Genomic DNA, 18,710 nt, shown 5'->3' on the forward strand with positions numbered 1-18,710 from the left:
GGTCGGTTGTCTCCAGCAGCAGCCGCGCGTGGTCGGTGCGCTGTTGCAGCAGCCACTGGGCCGGGCTCAGACCGGTCTCCGACCGGAAGCGCCGGGTGAAGGTGCGCACGCTCATCCGGGCCTGCTCGGCCAGGTCGCGCAGCGCGATCGGCTCGTGCAGCCGCTGCCGCGCCCACTCCCGGGCGCCCGCCGTGCTGGAGTCGGTCGCCTTCGGCACCGGCTGTTCGATGTACTGCGCCTGGCCGCCGTCGCGCCACGGTGGCATCACGCAGCGGCGGGCCGCCCGGTTGGCCACCTCGCTGCCGTGGTCGAGGCGGATGACGTGCAGGCAGAGGTCGATGCCGGCGGCGACCCCGGCCGAGGTGAGCACCCGGTCGTCGGCGATGAAGAGCACGCCCGGGTCGAGGTCCACCCGGCCGTGCAGGTGGCGGAAGCGCTCGGCGTACGCCCAGTGGGTGGTCGCCCGCCGCCCGTCGAGGAGCCCGGCGGCGGCGAGCACGAACGCCCCGGTGCAGATCGACATGATCCGGGCCCCCCGCTCGTACGCCGCGCGCAGCGCCCCGGTCACCTCCGACGCGATGGTGCCCGACGTCAGCACGGTGCCGTCGTGGATGCCGGGGACGATCACCGTGTCGGCGGTCTCGAGCAGTTCCAGGCCGTGGTCGGGGACCACCTGGAAGCCGGCGGTGCTGCGCACCGGCTGCCCGCCCGGGGTGCACACCCGCACGTCGTAGAAGGGTGTCCCGTCGGCGGCCCGGGCGGTGCTGAACACCTGGGACGGGGTGCCGAGGTCCAGGCCAACCACCTGGTGCAGAGCGAGGACGGCGATTCGGTGCGGGCCAGCGGTCATGGCCCGATTATTGCGCATGATGGCTTTCCGGCCACTCGTCGCGGTGCCCGGCCCGGCCCAGACTTGCTCCGTGACCAAGAACCGTCGTCTGCATCCCGCCTGGCTGGTCGCCGCCGTCGCCTTCGTGGCGCTGGTCGGCGCGGCGGGCTTCCGCGCCACCCCGTCGGTGCTGCTGCACCCGCTGCACGAGGAGTTCGGCTGGCCGCTGGCCACCATCTCCGCGGCCGTCTCCGTCAACCTGTTGCTCTACGGGCTCACCGCGCCGTTCGCGGCAGCCCTGATGGACCGGTTCGGCATCCGCCGGGTGGTCTCGGTGGCGCTGCTGCTGGTCGCCGCGGGCAGCGGATTGACGGTCTTCATGACCGCCAGCTGGCAGCTCCTGCTCTGCTGGGGTGTGCTGGTCGGGCTGGGCACCGGCTCGATGGCGTTGGCGTTCGTGGCCACCGTCACCGGCCGCTGGTTCGTCCACAGACGGGGTCTGGTGACCGGAGTGCTGACCGCCGGCGGGGCGGCCGGGCAACTGGTGTTCCTGCCACTGATCGCCATCCTGGTACGCGACCACGGCTGGCGGACGGCGGCGCTCGTCGTCGCCGCAGCGGCGCTGGCGGTCGTACCCCTGGTGGTGTGGCTTCTGCGCGAGCACCCGGCGGATCTCGGCCTGCCCGCCTACGGGGCGACCGAGGTCGTCGCGGCACCACCGGCGACCGGTGGCGCGGCGACCCGGGCGCTCGGCGCGCTGGCGACGGCGGCCCGGACCCGACCGTTCTGGCTGCTGGCCGGAGGGTTCGCGATCTGCGGCGCGACCACCAACGGCCTGGTCGGTACGCACTTCGTGCCGGCCGCGCACGACCACGGCATGGCCCAGACCACAGCGGCCGGGTTGCTCGCCCTGGTGGGGCTCTTCGACATCGTCGGCACTATCGCCTCCGGCTGGCTCACCGACCGGGTGGACAGCCGGCTGCTGCTCGGCATGTACTACGCGCTGCGGGGGTTGTCCCTGCTGGTGCTGCCGAGCCTGTTCTCCGGCAGCGCTGAGCCGAGCATGCTGGTGTTCATCGTCTTCTACGGCCTGGACTGGGTGGCCACCGTGCCGCCGACCGTGGCGCTGTGCCGGGAGTACTTCGGCGGGGCCGGGGCAGTGGTGTTCGGCTGGGTGTTCGCCGCGCACCAACTCGGCGCGGCGGTCGCCGCCACCGGCGCGGGGCTGGTCCGGGACCGGCTGGGCGACTACGCGATGGCCTGGTACGTGGCGGGCGCTTTGTCGATCGGCGCCGCCGGGCTGTCGTTGCTGCTGCGTCGACGACCGGGCCGAGCGGTGCCGGAGGCCGTGCTGCTCGCCGCGACCGCGCCCCGGGCCTGGAGCTACCGGGGCTGAGCGGGTTCGCTGGTCAGCCGATCGTCCACTGCTGGGCGGGTCGGCCGTCGCAGGCGCGCTGGCGGATCTCGTCGTCGGGCTCGTCGCCGTCGTCGTCGGCCTGCGCGCACCTGCCGCTGTGCGCGGCCACCAGCAGCACCGGGCCGGTTCCGGTGGCGGACAGCCGCCACTGCTGGTTGGCCCCACCGTGGCAGGGGAACTGGAGCAACCGCGCGCCGTCGTCGGTACTGCCGCCCTCGACGTCCAGGCACTGCCCGTGGGCGGCGTTGGTCAGCGTCACCACGCCCGCGCCGGCCGGGTTGACGACCCACTTCTGTTCCGGACCGCCGGTGCAGACGGCCAGCTCGGCCCCCGCTTCCTTGTCGTCGCCGTCGAGCCCCAGGCAGAGCCCGGACGCGACCCGCAGCACCCGGGGGCCGGTGGTCGGTGCCGTCGAGGGCGTCGGCGACGGCTCGACCGACGGGGTCGGGCTCGGCCCGGCCGCCCCGGTGGTGGCCTCCGCCGCGCTGGACGTCGCACCCACCGGGGCCGGCACCGCCGGTTCGTCGTCGCCGCCGAGCAGCCCGGTCGCGAAGACCACCCCGAGGAGTACGCCCACCAGGCCGACGCCGAGCGCCACCCGCAGCAGCGGGTCGGTGAGCGGGCCGGAACGCGCGGCCCGTCGGCGGCCGCCGTAGACGGTGCCGGCGGGGTCGGGGCGTTCCTCGGGCGCGGGCATACGGGCCATCCTCACCCACCGCCGTCGGCCACGGCCAGTCGGTGCCGTCAGTCGACGACCCGGACGTCCTTCCAGAACGCCACCCGGTCACGCACCATCTCGGCGTCCGGTTTGGGCTCCGGGTAATACCAGACCGCGTCCTTGCTGGTGCTGCCCTCGTGCTCAAGGGAGTAGTAGGAGGCGGTGCCCTTCCAGGGGCAGACGGTGTGCGTCGTGGACTCGCGGATCAGGTCGTCACGCAGGGCGGAGCGAGGGAAGTAGTGGTTGCCCTCCACCAGCACGGTGTCGTCGCTCTCGGCGACGACCAGGTCTTTCCACATGGCTTTTGGCATGCCCCAACACTATTCCGCGCCGCCCACCGGGGCTGTGCTCAGCGGGTGGGCTGGGGGTCGGTGACGTCGGCCACTGTGGCGTCGAGGGCGGCGATCGCGACGTCGGCGGCGATCGCGACGGCCAGGCCACGCTCGCCGGCGCCCAGGGTGATCTCCCGGCCGCGCAGTCGCTCGTCGGCGACCACCGGCCAGGCCGTGCTCGCGCCGAACGGGGTGATGGTGCCGCGTTCGTAGCCGGTGGCGGCGAGGGCGCCGGCCGCGTCCGGCATGGAGAGCCGGTGCACCCCGAGCAGGGCGCGCAGCTTGGGCCAGGAGATGACCCGGTCGCCGGGGGTGAGCACGAACAGGTGATCAGCTTCACCACGACGCACCACGATCGTTTTGACCACGTCCGGGACGGCCACGCCCCGGACGGCGGCGGCCTCCGCGAGACTGCCGACCGCACCATGCCTGACCAGCCGATACGGCAGTTGGGCGGCGTCCAGGGCGGTGATCGCTGGCGATGGCATGCCCGCCACGGTAGCCGTCGCGCCTGCTACCGGACGGGAAACTGCCCCTGCCGACATCCCACGGTTTCCGAACGGCGAGCGTAAGGTGATCACATGCGCGCTGAGCGTGTGGATCATCCGATTGACCATGATCAAGCGGTGGACACGCTGCGGCGGTCGTACGCCGCGGTGCCCACGGGCGAGCCTGTCCGGCTGGCCAAACGCACCTCCAACCTGTTCCGCCCCCGGTCCGCTCCCCGGACTCCGGGGCTCGACGTGAGTGGCCTGAACGGTGTGCTGTCGGTCGACAGGGCCGCCCGCACCGCCGATGTGCAGGGCATGTGCACCTACGAGGACCTGGTCGACGCGACCCTCCCGCACGGGCTGATGCCGTTGGTGGTGCCACAGTTGCGCACCATCACGCTGGGCGGCGCGGTGACCGGCCTCGGGATCGAGTCGACCTCGTTCCGCAACGGCCTGCCGCACGAGTCGGTACGCGAGATGGACATCCTCACCGGCTCCGGCGAGATCGTCACCGCCCGGCCGGACGGGGAGTACGCCGACCTGTTCACCGCGTTCCCCAACTCGCTGGGCAGCCTCGGGTACGCCACCCGGCTGCGCATCGAGCTGCAACCGGTCGGCCGGTACGTGGCGTTGCGCAACATCCGGTTCACCCAGCTGGAGGCGCTCACCGACGCGATCGCCGAGGTGACCGCCACCCGCTCCTGGGCCGGCGAGCCGGTCGACGTGATGGACGGCGTGATGTTCAGCCCCGGTGAGGCGTACCTGATCCTGGGCACCTTCACCGACGCGGCCGACCCGCCCAGTGACTACACCGGTCAGGCGATCTACTACCGGTCGCTGCGCCAGCGCACCCGCGACGTGCTCACCGCGTACGACTATCTGTGGCGCTGGGACACCGACTGGTTCTGGTGTTCCGCGGCGTTCGGTGCGCAGCACCCGGTCGTGCGCAGGCTCTGGCCGGCGCGTTACCGGCGCAGCGACTTCTACCACCGACTGGTCCGGTTGGAGCACCGTCACCAGGTGGCGGCCCGGATCGACCGGCTGCGCGGGCAACCGGCCCGGGAGCGGGTCGTGCAGGACGTGGAGATCCCGCTGGACCGTACTGCTGACTTCCTGCGCTGGTTCGCCGGCGCGGTGGGGATGAACCCGGTGTGGCTGTGCCCGTTGCGGCTGCGGGAGCCGGCGGGTCCCGGTTCGGCGCGGTCCTGGCCGCTGTATCCACTCCAGCCGGGCCAGGACTACGTCAACATTGGGTTCTGGGGGAGCGTGCCGATCGCGCCGGGCGCCGCCGACGGCGACGTCAACCGCACGATCGAACGCAGGGTGTCGGAGTCGGGCGGGCACAAGTCGCTCTACTCCGACGCGTACTACGACCGGGACGCCTTCGATCGCCTGTACGGCGGCGACACGTGGCGGGCGGTGAAAGACCGCTACGACCCGGACCACCGGCTGACGGGACTGTACGAAAAGGCGGTAGCACGAGCATGAGCCTGACCGACCGAGATCAGGGGGCGGCGAGCGTCCCCGCCACCCCGCCGGCGGGGGGCCGGCGCACGGGTCCGACCGTCGCTGACGTCGTCCGCGCGGTCACCGCCGGGCCGCTTCCGGTGCGGATCACCGGGTACGACGGCAGCGCCGTCGGCCCGTCCGACGCCGGCATCACCCTGGCGATCCGTTCCGAGCGTGGGCTGTCGTACCTGCTCACCGCACCCGGCGACCTGGGCATGGCCCGGGCGTACGTCAGTGGTGACCTGGCGTTGCAGGGGGTGCACCCGGGTGACCCGTACGAGGCGTTGCGGGTGCTCAAGGACGAGCTGCGGTTGCGCCCACCGGCGCTGGCCGAGGGGCTGGCGTTGGTCCGTGGGCTGGGCTGGGAGCGGCTGATGCCGCCGCCGGCGCCGCCGCAGGAGGCGCAGCCCCGCTGGAAGCGGGTGGTGAACGGGCTGCGGCACTCGCGGGTGCGGGACAGCACCGCCATCTCGCACCACTACGACGTCTCCAACGCCTTCTACGAGAAGGTGCTCGGCCCGTCGATGACGTACACCTGCGCGGTTTTCCGGTCTCCGGACGACACGCTGGAGCAGGCCCAGGCGGCGAAGTACGACCTGGTCGCCGGCAAGCTGGCGCTGAAGAAGGGGATGCGGCTGCTGGATGTCGGGTGCGGCTGGGGTGGCATGGTGCGCCACGCCGCGCGCGAGTACGGCGTCAAGGCCCTCGGGGTGACCCTGTCGAAGGCGCAGGCGCAGTGGGCGCAGGCGGCGATCGAGCGGGAGGGGTTGACCGAGTTGGCGGAGGTGCGGCACCTGGACTACCGGGACGCACCGGCCGAGCAGTTCGACGCCATCTCCTCGATCGGGCTGACCGAGCACATCGGGGTGCGCAACTATCCGGCCTACTTCGGGGCGCTACGCAGCCGGCTGCGGCAGGGCGGGCGGCTGCTCAACCACTGCATCACCCGCGCGGACAACCGGGCTCCGCACCGGTCGGGCGCGTTCATCGACCGGTACGTCTTCCCGGACGGTGAGCTGGCCGGTCCGGGTCGGTTGATCAGCGAGGTGCACGACGCCGGGTTCGAGGTGCACCACGAGGAGAACCTGCGCCAGCACTACGCGCTGACGCTGGCTGCCTGGTGCCGCAACCTGGTCGAGCACTGGGACTTCTGCGTCTCGGAGGTGGGCGCGGGCACCGCCCGGGTGTGGGGGTTGTACATGGCCGGGTCGCGGATGGCGTTCGAGCGCAACGGCATCCAGCTGCACCAGGTGCTGGCCACCCACAACGGCCCGAACGGCGTGAGTGGCTAGCGGTGATCGAGCTGAAGGCGTTGCAGGCGCAGGTTAGGAACCTGGTGGACGACCTCCGCCGGCAGGTGGCGGAGGCGCCCGCCCTCCGTGCCGAGCTGCGCCAGGAGCACGCCCAGGCGCAGGCCGCCGAGCGGGTCGGCGGGAGCTTCGAGACCTGGCTGGAGGACGTGCTCGACCAGGCGGCGGTGGCCTGGGTGCTCGGCTGCGTGTTCGTCCGGTTCTGCGAGGACAACGCGCTGGTCGAGAAGCTCTGGATCGGTGGCGCCGACCCGGTCGCGCCGGCCGAGCGGGCCGTGCAGCACCGGCAGGCGTACCTGATCGCCAACCCCCGCCACAACGATCGGCACTGGCTGCGGGAAGCGTTCGGCTACCTGCGCGGCCTCAAGGCCACCGGCAAGATCTTCGACCAGCACAACCCCGCTTGGCGATTCGACCTCTCTGGCCCGGCCGCCGAGGAGCTGAGCGACTTCTTCCGCCGGGGCGCTGGGCAGGAGTCGCTGCGCCGCGACGACCTGAACACCCGCTTCCTGGGCGACCTCTACCAGGACCTGTCGACGCACGCGAAGAAGACGTACGCGCTGTTGCAGACGCCGGAGTTCGTGGAGGAGTTCATCCTCGACCGGACTTTCGAGCCAGCGGTCAAGGAGTTCGGCCTCGCCGCGACCAGCGTGATCGACCCGACCTGCGGCTCTGGCCACTTCCTGCTCGGCGCGTTCCATCGGCTGGTCGGCAAGTGGCAGGACCGGGAGCCGGCCACCGACATCCGGGTGCTCGCCGAGCGGGCGCTCGGCCAGGTGACCGGGGTCGACATAAACCCGTTCGCGGTGGCGGTCGCCCGCTTCCGGCTGCTGATCGCCGCCATGAAGGTGTGCGGGCTGACGAAGATGGAAAGCACCCCGGCCTTCCCGGTCCGGGTGGCAACCGGCGACTCCCTGCTGCCGTGGGACGAATACCGCTCGCGCGCCCAAGGCGACCTGTTCGCCGAGTCCGAGGGGCGGCCCGTCTTCGCGTACGAGAGCGAAGACGCCGACCTACTCAAGAACTACTTGGCCGAGAACCAGTACACGGTGGTGGTCGGCAACCCTCCCTACATCACTGTATCTGACAGCGCTCGAAATGGCCTGTATCGGGAGATCTACAAGACGGTATGCCATCGTCAGTATGCGTTGACGGTTCCGTTCGCTAAGCGCTTCTTCGACTTGGCCAAGTGGGCGGATGGGCACGGCGACGGTGCCGGTCATGTAGGCCAGATTACAGGAAACGCCTTTATGAAGCGCGAATTCGGTAGGCGCCTCATCGAGAATTACTTTGCACACGAAATTGAGTTGACCGAAGTCGTTGATACCTCTGGGGCTTATATTCCAGGTCACGGCACGCCAACTGTGATCCTGATTGGTCGCGCCAATAAACGTCGCCGTTCGGTCGACCTGCGTGCCGTCCTCGGTGTCCGTGGTGAGCCGGCCATTCCTGACGTGCCTGCAAACGGTAAGGTTTGGCGCGCGATTGTCGACCAAATTGACCGCCCTGGTGCGGACTCGCAGTGGATCAGCGTTGCTGACCTCCCAAGGTCGCAACTTGCAGCTCATCCCTGGAGTCTCACAGGTGGAGGCGCTACAGGTCTAATGCAGCACCTAGAAGGGATTAAAGACAGGAGTTTGGGGGACCTGGCCGATGCGATCGGATTCTTGGCTCTGACTAGGGAAGACGATGCTTACTTCGTTGATTTTCCGCTGGGGCGTCGGCTAGCGGCGGACACCAACACTGTCCCGTTGGCGACGGGTGCCGCGGTGCGAGATTTCGAGGTCAAGCCAGAGACTCTGACGATATTTCCCTACAGTATGGATGGGTCTCGGGCGCAAATTGGAAGGTCCGGCTCGAAGCATCTGTGGGGCTACCGGCCTCACCTCCATGCCAGGAGGGCTCTTGCTGGCACACAGGAACAACGGGGTCTTACATGGTTCGAGTACTCCGACTTCCATCCCGCGAGGTGGAGGGCACCTCTGAAAATTGCCTTCGCTGAAGTAGCAACGCACAACCATTTTGTGCTAGACCGAGGTGGGAAGGTATTTAAGCAAACTGCCCCGATTGTCAAGCTGTCGGCAGCGTCAAGCGAAGAGGATTATCTGGGGGTGCTTGGCTTACTCGACAGTTCAACCGCGTGTTTTTGGCTCAAGCAGTCCTGCTTCCCCAAAGGCGGCAGTGGAATCGGCCGGGGCATCCAACCAGAGAGTTGGATGGAGCGGTTCGCCTTTAACGCATCCAACGTTGAGCGGTTTCCTCTGCCGGGGGCTTTCCCGCTTGGGCGGGCGCGGGAACTTGATGGGCTGGCGCAGCGGCTCGCTAGTTTGACCCCGGCGGCGGTTGCCGCTTCGGGGGTGCCGAGCCGGCAGCGGCTCGCGGAGGCTGCGGCGGAGTACCACTCGACGCGGGCGCGGATGATCGCGTTGCAGGAGGAGTTGGACTGGGAGGTCTACCGGCTTTATGGGCTGATCGACGAGGATTTGACCTGCGTCGACCCACCGGAGTTGGCGTTGGGGGAGCGGGCTTTCGAGATCGTGCTGCACACCAGCGGCGCGCAGACCGAGTGGTTCAACCGGCACGGGTCGAAGCCGATCGATCGGCCGCAGCCGCATTGGCCGGCGGAGTACCGGTCCCTCGTGGAGCGGCGGATCGCCACCATCAAAGCGAACCGGCACATCGGTTTGATTGACCGGCCGGAGTGCAAGCGGCGCTGGTCCACTGACGGATGGGAAAAGATGCAGTCGGTCGCGCTGCGGGACTGGCTGCTCGACCGGTTGGAGGCGCCGGAGCTGTGGGCCGGTCAGGCGACGCCGCTGTCGGTGGCGCAGCTCGCCGACCGGATCGGCAGCGACCAGGATTTCCGGGCGGTGCTGGACCTGTGGGTCGGGCACGACAACTACGACCTGACCAAGACCTTGGGCCTGCTGACCGCCGACGAGCATGCGCCATACCTGCCGGCGCAGCGGTACAAGCCGTCCGGGCTGCGTAAGCGGTCGCAGTGGGAGCGGACTTGGGCGTTGCAGCGCCGGGAGGACGCGGGGGAGAAGGTCGACATCGAGGTGCCGCCGAAGTACGCCTCGGCGGACTTCATCCGGCCGTCGTACTGGCGGGCGCGCGGCAAGCTCGATGTGCCGAAGGAGCGGTTCATCTCGTACCCGCAGGCGGGGCGGGACAGCGACGGCAGCGAACTGCTCGGTTGGGCCGGATGGGACCACTTGAAGCAGGCGCAGGCGCTCGCCACCGTCTACCTTGACCGGAAGACGCAGGAGGCGTGGCCGGCGCACCGGCTGCTGCCGCTGCTCGCTGGGCTGGTCGAGATTGAGCCGTGGCTGCACCAGTGGCACTCGGGTGAGCAGGCCGGCTTCCCGGGGTCGCCGGCCGAGTTCTTCACCGACTTCATCAACGCTGAGCTGGCTCAGCTCAGCTCCGACCGCTCGGCGTTGGCGTTGTTGCGAGGGGTGCCAGAGTGGCCGTAGCGGTGACGAGGCGAGAGCTGGGCGAGCGGGTGCTACCCAGCGGCCTCGACATTGAGGACCGCGACGAATGTCGCCTGGGGCCACTCGGCGGCTCGCGGCAACTGCCCGTTGAGCAGTGCGTTCGCATAGGGAGGCAGCTCGCGCGCGGGCGGTCGTAGGACGGCCTCAGAAAGCCGATCATAATTCGGATTTCCGGTCGCGGCTTCGTAGCCCTCGTGTATCCACTCCGATGCCCGCCGCAACACTTGCGCTGCAATGGTCGCCGGTCGCGACCTAGCAGCGGTCGAGGTGGCCAGCGGTCTGCCTTCATGGAAAAGATGAGACCACGGGCGACTTCTGGACAAGTGGCCGTTTAAGGTGGTACGCCGGCCGTGCGGCCCTTGGTGAACTGCCGCAACATCGAGCGCAGTAGTGATGGCGCATCCGAGGTGGCGGATATTCAGGACGTGCCTGCACTTGGGCGGAAGAATATCATTCGGGCACGCAGCGTTCTTGGTGTCCTCCGGCCACTCTGGCGCCTTACCACCTGGCACGTGCCAACCGTTGTAGAAGCAATACAGGGGCAAGATGGGCGCTGCGAAATTTGCCTCGTCATCAAGGCAGGCTTCGATAAGCAGATCGTACTGCCGCTGGCGACGCGCCGTGGTGTGGGCGATTTCGTGGTAAGTGCCGTCGGTCGCCAGCTTCTTTGCCTGGACGCGGAGGCCGACCCACCCCTGCCCTGGCCCGCCGACCCACCACTCCCAGTCCGCGCCGTTCGCCGCTTCTTCAGTGCCGTTGAAACGTTGCACCAGCAGCTGCGGATGACGGCGAGCGAGATCGAAGAGATTGTGTTCGGTAATGGAATCCTCACGGAACGAAAAGCCCGCGTCCGCGAAGGCAACCCGTTCCCATGTGAATTCGGCCAGCTCGTCCATCTGCCTGATCAGGCCATCGATGTCAAGCGCTTCAGCTCGCTTTCGCACTCGCTTGGCTGTCGGCCGTATGGAGGCCATCCTTCAGCCGGGGTTCGAGTCGAGTTGCGCGCGGTCGAAGAGCGCCCAGTTGTCGGCCCACCTGGTCACGTCCTGCGGCTTGATATTGCTGTGAAGGCTCTTGCTGTTGCGCGGCCGGGTGACCACCCGCGCCAAGAAACGTTCGTGTCGCTGTCGAACGTCACGTCGCAACTCGTCGCCTGGTGCGACGAAGAACTCGTACACGGGCCCTGTAATGTTGACGAGGACGTACGCGGCCGATGAGCTGGCCATGAATGTCTCGATGTTTTTGATCATCCAAGCGCCCTTGCCGGCCACCATGACGGCGGCGCGCTGCCCGTTCACCTCAATGTGGGTTCGGTGCCCCGCTATGCTTGCGCTGCGCCCGCTGAGTAGAGCCTGACCTACCGCAAGATGGCGACCTGCCTCATGGGTCTGCTGCTTCTTGCCCATGGCAACTCCAAGGGGGGGCGAAGGTGAGTCGGATCCAACGAGACATCCTCGGCCTGCAGACGGCGCGCGTCGAGGCTCATGTCAGGAATCTTGCTGTGCCGTTTACCGGCAGAGGCTCCCGTCTTTGACGCTCGCCACAAACGAGGACCACGCTCTCCTGTCGATCCGCAGGCTGGCACCCGTCGGGTCCTTGCTGTCGCGGAGCCCGACGATGCCGGGGATGTTGTCGGCGACCTCGACGCAGTCACCGCCGTTGTTGCTACGGGTCGACTTGCGCCAGACGGCACCGGTGAGGTCAGGCACGGGAATACTCCTCTGCAACTTGCTGGATCAGGTTCTTGGATCGGGACTCGTTGAGAGCGCGGCGCGCCATGTCGGCCCAGATGGCATCGTAGGCGGCGATCTCGTGCGGCTTATCGAGGTAGATCGCCCCGGTCGCAGCCTCCAGGTAAGCCACCGGCGGTTCCACCTCCTTCCCGCTGCTGTCCTGCGGGAACTCCATGATCGAGAAGGCCCCGGCCATCGCCCCGGCGTGCAGTCCAGCAGAAAAATTCAGCACTTGGACGGTTACGTTGGGTAGTTCGGCGGCCTTCATGATCTGGTGTAGCTGTTCCGCCATGATCGTGGCGCTGCCGACCGGCCGGCGCAACACCGCCTCGTTGAGTATCACGCTCAGTTGCGGAGCCGAGAACCTGGTGAGCAGCGCCTGTCGTTCGATGCGGAGTTGGACGGCGCGCTGCCGCTCATCGCTGTCTCCGGCGTCGACCGAGCCACCGGGCATGTTGAAGACCTGCTCGGCGTAGGCGCGGGTCTGGAACAGGCCGGGGACCAGTTCGGGTTGGTACTTGCGGATTTCGGAGGCGGCGGCTTCGAGCCCTATGTAGAGCTGGAACCAGCGGGGCAGGCCGGAGCCGATGTAGTCGTGCCACCAGTTTTTGTTCTCGCGGGTGGCCGACGCCATCGCGAGGACCAACTCAATGTCGTCGTCGGAAGCGCCGTAGAGATGGAGCATCTCCTTAACGTCTGTCGCACGGAAGCGGACGTTCTCGGCGCCGCTTTCGATCCGATAAAGAGTTGCACGTGCACGGTCCAGTTCCTCGGCGGCCTTCTCCATCGTCAGGCCGGCGGCTTTGCGAAGTGCTTCGAGCTTCCTGCCGAGCTGGCGCCGAAGCATGGTCGATCCGGCTACTGCCTGTGACACCCCTGCCTCCGATGGTCCTGTCGCGGTTGACGCACGTCTGCCCAATTTAACGCTTCCGATGTATCAGAAACAATAGACACGTCACACTGGGTCCTCCTAGAAGTGGTAAGCGCTTATAAGACGACCTTTGTTAGACGTTGCATCTGATTCGACGCGGTGCTTGACTGCCTCTGCGGCCACTGTGGAGTTGTCGCTGCTCAGCCGCTATCTGTGCCCTGCTGTCGTACTGCTGATTGAAGGCTGCGGTGGCAGGTGCCGGGGTGGGGCTGCCGGTGCGGGGCAGGCCGATGGGCTCACCCCTTCCACAGTTCGATCTCGACGGTGAGAGGCAGGTCCTGTCATGCGCGTCTTCTTCCGGCGTGCCCGGCGTCGTCAGCGGTCGGTCAGTGGGCCGACCTGCTACCGCTCGGCGGCCTACCATCCGCTGCGGCCCTGGCAGGTGCGCGAGCGGGGTTTCCGGCCCACTCCGCTCGGTCGTCGCGGGCTCGATCCGCAGGAGGTGCGGGAGTTCCTCGACCGGGTCGCCGGTGACCTGGCCGTTGTCTACGACGCGCTGGCGCAGAGCCGCCGGGAGACCGACCGGGTCAAAGACGCGCTGCGCCGCTGGCAATCCCAGCAGGCCCGCGTCCGCAACGAGCGGGGGTACGACCGGTGACCGAGCGTTGGGTCATCCACCTGCCGGTGGTCGTGAACGACCTGGTCTCCGCCCAGCGTCTCGCCCGGGTGGTGGCGCACTGGACGCACGTCCTGCCGCAGACCGACCCGGGCGGCACCACCGTGTCGGCCGAGGACGCGCAGCACGTACGCCACTGGGTCTTCTGCGACCGGCTGCTGCCCGGCGGTCGGCGCTGCCTGCTCCGGCCTGACCACGACGGCGGGTGTTCCCGGCGTTTCCGGCAGCGATGAGCGCGGCGGGACGGATCTCCTGAGAGCCGGACCGGCGGGCTGGGACCTGCGGCGATGACACCTTAGGATCGGCGGGTTGCCGGTGACGCCGGCCTCACGGGGGCGCAAGTGCGAGGAGCGGTGATGACCCTGTTACGGGACGTGATCGAGATTCCGACCTCGGTCGGTGACGGCGACTTTGTCGTCCGCGCCGCCGAGGGCGCCGACCTGCGCCGATACGTCGTCACCGACCAGCTCCGGGACAACTTCGCCGAGGCGCTGCGCCGCATCGGGCACGCCGTCACCACCGGCCGCTCCCAGGCGATGTTCCTGCACGGCTCGTTCGGCTCCGGCAAGTCGCACTTCATGGCGGTGCTGCGGGAGATCCTCCAGCACAACCCCGCCGCCCGCGAGGTGCGCGGCCTGGCCGAGCCGGTCCTCGCCGCCGACCCCTGGCTGCGCGACCGCAAGCTGCTCACCCTCACCTTCCACATGCTCGACGCGCGCTCCGTCGAGCAGGCCGTCCTGGAGGGCTACCTCAACCAGATCACCGCGCTGCACCCGGAGGCGCCCGTCCCCGCCGTACACCGGTCGGACGCGATGCTCGGCGACGCCGCACGGCTGCGCGAGCGGATGGGCGACGACGCCTTCTTCGCGGCGCTGCGCGACGGTGGCGGCGCACCTGCGGCAGGCGGCGGCCTCTCACTCGCCGCGCTGCGCGCCCAGGCCGACGGCTGGACCCCGCAGAGCTACGCCGCCGCTGCGGCGGCGGTACCCGGCACTGAGCAGCGGGACCGGTTGGTCAGCGCGCTGACCAGCACGTTCTTCACCGGTGCGGTCCGCAGCGGGGAGTACCTCGACCTGGACACCGGCCTCGCAGTGATCACCCGGCACGCCAAGGCTCTCGGGTACGACGCGCTGGTGCTCTTCCTCGACGAGCTGATCCTCTGGCTCTCCACGAAGATCAGCGACCACACCTTCGTCAACACCGAGGGTGCCAAGCTCAACAAGCTCGTCGAGTCGGCCGACGCCACCCGGCCGCTGCCGCTGATCTCGTTCGTCGCCCGGCAGCGCAACCTGGAGGACTTCCTCGGCCCCCAGGTCGGCGGCACCGAGCGGGAGGCCCTCGCGCACGTCATGCGCAGCGTCCAGGGCCGCTTCGGTGAGATTGTCCTCGCCGACACCAACCTGCCCGAGATCACCGAGAAGCGGCTGCTCAAGCCGCTCACCGACGAGGGCCGGGCGGTCATCGACAACGCCTTCGCCGCCGTGAAGGGCAACCGGGAGGTCTGGGACGCCCTGCTGCTCGGCGCCCAGTACGGCGACGCCGGAATCGGCTCGGACGCCGCCGCCTTCCGCAAGCTCTACCCGTTCTCGCCCGCCCTGGTCGCCACCCTGGTCGCCCTCTCCCAGGCGTTGCAGCGCGAGCGCACCGCGTTGAAGGTGATGACCGAGCTGCTCGTCGACCGCCGAGACACCCTGCGGGTCAACGACCTGATCGGGGTGGCCGCCCTCTTCGACCCCCTGGTGCTGCACGGCGAGCTGCCCGACCGGCCCAAGCTCAAGCAGCTCTTCCAGGCCGCCCGCACCCTCTACACCCAGAAGCTGCGCCCCATCCTGCTCAACCTCAACGGCATCATCGAGGAGCAGGCGGCTGGCCACCAGCAGTTCCAGCTCGACGACAAGCTGGTCAAGACGGTGCTGCTCGGCGCCCTGGTCCCCGAGGTGCCGGCCCTGCACAACCTCACCGCCGCCAAGCTGCACGCGCTGAACTTCGGCTCGATCACGTCGCCTATCCCCGGCTACGAGCGGCAGATCGTGCTCAACCGGCTTAACCGGGTCGCCGACGGCGCCGGCGAGCTGCACCTCACCAAGACCCCCGACCCGGTGGTCAGCCTCAAGCTGCACACCGTCGACTACGACAAGCTGCTCGACCTGGTCCCCGAGGACGAGGCCACCACCACCGGCGTCCGGCAGCAGCTCATCCGGGAGCTGGTCACCGCGGAGATGGGCATCGCCGGCGCCGAGGGGCAGCTTGGTGAGCTGCTGCACTCCCGCGACTGGCGTGGCCGGCGGCATACCGTCCAGGTCAAGTTCGGCAACGTCCGTGACCCCGACACGATGCCGGTCTCCGCGCTGATTGCCACCGGCGAGGCGTGGCGCGTCATCATCGACTATCCGTTCGACCCGCAGGGCTACGAGCGCAGCGCGGACCGCGCCCGGATAGAGCGCCTGGAACGGGGCTCCCGGACGGTCTTCTGGCTGCCCTACTTCCTCACCGACGAGCTGATGGGCAAGGTCGGTCAGCTTGCCAGGATCAACTACCTGCTGGGCAACGGCGCCGGCGACCGGCTCAACTCGCTGGCCGCCGACTGGCCCCTCGCCGACCGGCAGCAGGGCCGGGTCTACCTCCAGCAGCGCCAGACCCAACTGCGCGGCACGCTGATCAGCGCCATGATGCAGGCGTACGGGTCGGCCACGTCGCGCGGCTCCGACGTGCAGGACGACACCATCGGGGTGTTCCACACCCTCGCCGAGGGCCTGCATGTCGGCGACCCTCGGGGTGGCACTCTCGCCGAGGCGTTCCACAACCTGACCGGGGAACTCCTCGCCTGGTCCTACCCGGGCCGGCCCGCCATGCCGGACGACGAGAAGCCGGTCACCCGCGGCGAGATGACCAAGATCCTGGAGTACGCCCGGCTGGCCGCCGCCGACCCTGCCCGCGGTGTCAGCGTGCCCAACCCGGTCGACCAGCGCATCCTCCGGCGCGTTTGCAACAATTTGCGCCTCGGCGAGCTGATCGAAGGCCGCTACGTGCTCAACACGAGCACCTGCCGGTGGAGTCAGCACCTGCTCCAGGCCGCCGCCAACGAGGGCTACACCGACCACTTCCCGGTGCACGTGCTGCGCCGGCTCATCGACGAGCCCGCCGCGTTCGGCTTCGACCGGGAGCTGCAAAACCTGATCATCGTCGTCTTCGGGCTGGAGCAGCAGCTCGCCTGGTACCAACACGGCGGCAAGGTCGACGTGGGCAACCTCGCCCTCGTGCGCGACGAGCTGGAGCTGCGCCACCCACCGATGCCCGACGAGCAGGCCTGGAGAGACACAGTCCGCCGGGGTTCGGCGATCTTCGGCGGCGTGCTGCCCGTCTGGCGGACGCCGGCCAACCTCGGTGAACTCGCCGGAACGCTGCGCACGGCGGCGAGTACACGCACGAAAGCGGCGAACGACCTCGTCAAGGCGCTCGAAGCCCACGCCGACGTGCTGGGCCTGGACACGTCGGCCCCGACGGGCCGGCTCGCTACCGCACGCCGCGCGGCCCGACTCGTGACCGAGCTAGTCGCCGAGCGCGACGACGTGGTGCTGGTCGAGACGGTTGCCCGTGCCGACCTGGGCGACGTCGACGACCAGGCCGTCGGAGAGCTGCTCAGCCAGGCGGGAACCATCCTCGCCGCCATGGCCCGAGGCCACCAGTGGTCCCTGCTCCAGGCGATCTCGGCTCGGGCCGCCTACGACGAGCAGGCGCAGGCAATCATCGGGCAGCTCCGTGAGGTCGCCCGGCACCAGCAGCACGGGCAGGACCTGGTGGACGCCCTCCAGACGGCAGTCGACGCGTCGGCGGCGCTGCTCGCCACCAACCCGCCGCAAGATTTCACCGTCACCCCCCGCGATACCACGCCGAACGGCGGGGGGACGATCCCCACCGTCACGGTGCCGGGGCAGCAGCCCCGCGAGTCCGGCCCTGTCGATGTGCCCGCGAATGGTGGCGATGGCGAGCCGGGCCGTGCGGATGAGATCGAGGGGACCGGTGGGGCCGGGCCGGTCGCGGTGGCCGGTGGTGATCGGCTGATCGCGGTCGCCCATCAGCGTCGCGAGGTCGCCGATGCGGCCACCTGGGAGAAGGTAGCTGCCGAGATCGCGGCCGAGGTCACCGCTGGGCGGCGGGTCACGGTCACCTGGGAGATCCGGTGACCGGCTCGGCGGCCGGCCGCCTCGCACACCGGTTAGCCGGCGCGGCGGGATCCGCCGCCGGTCGTCCTGAGGTGGCATCGTGAGCGTGCCGGTCGGCGTGGCCCCGCCCGACGCGATCCGCCGCAAGGTCGAGGCGTGGCTGGCCGAGGACGACCCGGCGGACGCCATCGCGCTGACCGCCCGCCCCGATGGACCGGCCGAAACGGTGCTCAGCATCAACGGCTGTCGGGTCCGGGTCGTCCCGTGTCCCACACCGCTGGCCGCCCGTGCCGCCCTGCACGACCGGGCCGACGGCGAACGGCTGGTCCTGTTGACCGAGCTGACCGACAGCGAACTGGGCGACGGGGTCCTCGCCCACCTCAGCAAGCAGACCGTGCGCAAGATCGACCCGTGGGATCTGGTCCGGCAGATGTTCGGCGGAGTGGCCGCCCTCGACCCCACCCTGGTCCGGGTCGGACGCTGGGTCGCCAACGCGCTCACCGACCACGCCCCAGCCGACGGTTGGCCGGCCCCGCCCGGCGCGATCCTCACCCGCGACCACGCGCTGCGCAGCCTCACCTCGGAACTGCTCGACCTGCCACCCGCCGAACTCGACGACAGCGGCCTGGTGCAGTGGAGCACCGATGCGCGGCGGCAACTGCGCTTCACCCAGCTGCCGGAGGCCGTCGCCGACGGCATCACCGCGTACCTGACCGGGACCGCCGGCCATGCCGCCGTCCCGATGATGGCCGCCGTACGCGCCGGACACGGCGTCGACGTCATCCCACTGGGGCTGCTGGCCGGGCTGCTCTGGAGCGCCGCCACCGGTGGCGCCGTCCAGGTAGAGGCGGCTGTCGGTCGTACCCGGCTGGAGCCCCGATTCGGTGGGCTCCGGCCCAGCCTGCAGCAGGCCGAATCGCTGCACCAGGCGGCCGAGGCGTGGGTCTACCGGACCGTCGAGTCGGGTGACAACGGCCGGGATGAGGCGATGCGGATGCTGCGCCGGGCCGAGGCGATCGCCGCCGAGATCGGCATCACGGCCATGCTCGGTGCCTCGACCGTCCTGCCCAGCGGATTCGTCCAGCGGCTGCGGGCCTTCGCCGACGCCGTACGACTCGCCGTGCCGGCCGGTGGGTCGGCCCCCCCGGCGGCGGGGGGGGG

16 protein-coding genes are annotated in these 18,710 nt (G+C 69.4%); 8 read left to right on the forward strand and 8 right to left on the reverse strand.

Annotation, left to right across the window (positions count from 1 at the left end):
- Nucleotides 1-868: GlxA family transcriptional regulator (locus KBX53_RS02865; RefSeq protein WP_210857710.1), on the reverse strand; the 868-nt coding region annotated here is incomplete at its 3' end.
- A 52-nt stretch (nucleotides 869-920) separates the two neighbouring features.
- On the opposite strand from KBX53_RS02865, the gene KBX53_RS02870 reads away from it, so the two are divergent.
- The gene (locus tag KBX53_RS02870; RefSeq protein ID WP_210857711.1) at nucleotides 921-2,225 is read left to right on the forward strand and encodes an MFS transporter; all 1,305 of its coding nucleotides are present in this window, start codon (nucleotides 921-923) and stop codon (nucleotides 2,223-2,225) included.
- A gap of 13 nt (nucleotides 2,226-2,238) precedes the next feature.
- On the opposite strand, the gene KBX53_RS02875 is transcribed toward KBX53_RS02870, so the two are convergent.
- The 3 genes from KBX53_RS02875 to KBX53_RS02885 are packed head-to-tail and all read right to left on the reverse strand — an operon-like array spanning nucleotide 2,239 to nucleotide 3,784.
- Nucleotides 2,239-2,943: an RICIN domain-containing protein gene (locus KBX53_RS02875; RefSeq protein WP_210857712.1), complete on the reverse strand. Its 705-nt coding sequence runs from the start codon at nucleotides 2,941-2,943 to the stop codon at nucleotides 2,239-2,241.
- Between the two features lie 47 nt (nucleotides 2,944-2,990).
- A complete protein-coding gene (locus tag KBX53_RS02880) occupies nucleotides 2,991-3,275 on the reverse strand; it encodes a DUF427 domain-containing protein (RefSeq protein WP_030331445.1) in 285 nt (94 codons plus the stop codon).
- A gap of 38 nt (nucleotides 3,276-3,313) precedes the next feature.
- On the reverse strand, nucleotides 3,314-3,784 hold the full coding sequence (locus KBX53_RS02885) for an aminoacyl-tRNA deacylase (RefSeq protein WP_210857713.1): 471 nt from the start codon (nucleotides 3,782-3,784) through the stop codon (nucleotides 3,314-3,316).
- Between the two features lie 93 nt (nucleotides 3,785-3,877).
- Here KBX53_RS02885 and KBX53_RS02890 point away from each other — a divergent pair, with 93 nt between their 5' ends.
- The 3 genes from KBX53_RS02890 to pglX are packed head-to-tail and all read left to right on the forward strand — an operon-like array spanning nucleotide 3,878 to nucleotide 10,085.
- Entirely contained in the window at nucleotides 3,878-5,275 is a 1,398-nt protein-coding gene (locus KBX53_RS02890; RefSeq protein WP_030331441.1) for an FAD-binding oxidoreductase, read from the forward strand.
- The gene (locus tag KBX53_RS02895; protein WP_210857714.1) at nucleotides 5,272-6,588 is read left to right on the forward strand and encodes a class I SAM-dependent methyltransferase; all 1,317 of its coding nucleotides are present in this window, start codon (nucleotides 5,272-5,274) and stop codon (nucleotides 6,586-6,588) included. The genes KBX53_RS02890 and KBX53_RS02895 overlap by 4 nt, the downstream gene beginning before the upstream one ends.
- A gap of 2 nt (nucleotides 6,589-6,590) precedes the next feature.
- A complete protein-coding gene (gene pglX, locus KBX53_RS02900) occupies nucleotides 6,591-10,085 on the forward strand; it encodes a BREX-2 system adenine-specific DNA-methyltransferase PglX (RefSeq protein ID WP_210857715.1) in 3,495 nt (1,164 codons plus the stop codon).
- Nucleotides 10,086-10,117: 32 nt separating this feature from the next.
- Here pglX and KBX53_RS02905 read toward each other — a convergent pair whose 3' ends face one another.
- The 4 genes from KBX53_RS02905 to KBX53_RS02920 all read right to left on the reverse strand — a co-directional run bounded on the left by KBX53_RS02905 (nucleotide 10,118) and on the right by KBX53_RS02920 (nucleotide 12,686).
- Entirely contained in the window at nucleotides 10,118-11,002 is an 885-nt protein-coding gene (locus KBX53_RS02905) for a DUF6615 family protein (RefSeq protein ID WP_210857716.1), read from the reverse strand.
- Between the two features lie 81 nt (nucleotides 11,003-11,083).
- A complete protein-coding gene (locus KBX53_RS02910; protein WP_210857717.1) occupies nucleotides 11,084-11,512 on the reverse strand; it encodes a hypothetical protein in 429 nt (142 codons plus the stop codon).
- Between the two features lie 102 nt (nucleotides 11,513-11,614).
- Nucleotides 11,615-11,815, reverse strand: a complete 201-nt coding sequence (locus KBX53_RS02915; RefSeq protein ID WP_210857718.1) for a DUF397 domain-containing protein — start codon at nucleotides 11,813-11,815, stop codon at nucleotides 11,615-11,617.
- On the reverse strand, nucleotides 11,808-12,686 hold the full coding sequence (locus KBX53_RS02920) for a helix-turn-helix transcriptional regulator (protein WP_210857723.1): 879 nt from the start codon (nucleotides 12,684-12,686) through the stop codon (nucleotides 11,808-11,810). Before KBX53_RS02920 ends, KBX53_RS02915 begins: the two co-directional genes overlap by 8 nt.
- Nucleotides 12,687-13,053: 367 nt before the next feature.
- Between KBX53_RS02920 and KBX53_RS02925 the strand changes: the two genes are divergently transcribed.
- From KBX53_RS02925 to pglZ, 4 genes are all read left to right on the forward strand, one after another.
- Nucleotides 13,054-13,368: a DivIVA domain-containing protein gene (locus KBX53_RS02925; protein WP_210857719.1), complete on the forward strand. Its 315-nt coding sequence runs from the start codon at nucleotides 13,054-13,056 to the stop codon at nucleotides 13,366-13,368.
- Nucleotides 13,365-13,619 carry a hypothetical protein gene (locus tag KBX53_RS02930; RefSeq protein WP_210857720.1) on the forward strand — a complete coding sequence of 85 codons (255 nt, stop codon included), beginning with the start codon at nucleotides 13,365-13,367 and terminating at the stop codon, nucleotides 13,617-13,619. The genes KBX53_RS02925 and KBX53_RS02930 overlap by 4 nt, the downstream gene beginning before the upstream one ends.
- A gap of 123 nt (nucleotides 13,620-13,742) precedes the next feature.
- A complete protein-coding gene (locus tag KBX53_RS02935; protein WP_210857721.1) occupies nucleotides 13,743-17,570 on the forward strand; it encodes a phage resistance protein in 3,828 nt (1,275 codons plus the stop codon).
- 79 nt (nucleotides 17,571-17,649) lie between these two features.
- A partial coding sequence (gene pglZ / locus KBX53_RS02940) for a BREX-2 system phosphatase PglZ (protein WP_210857722.1) occupies nucleotides 17,650-18,710 on the forward strand: 1,061 nt, incomplete at its 3' end.

The sequence above is a fragment of the Micromonospora sp. M51 genome (genome assembly GCF_018070305.1).
GTDB classification, from domain to species: Bacteria; Actinomycetota; Actinomycetes; order Mycobacteriales; family Micromonosporaceae; genus Micromonospora; species Micromonospora parva.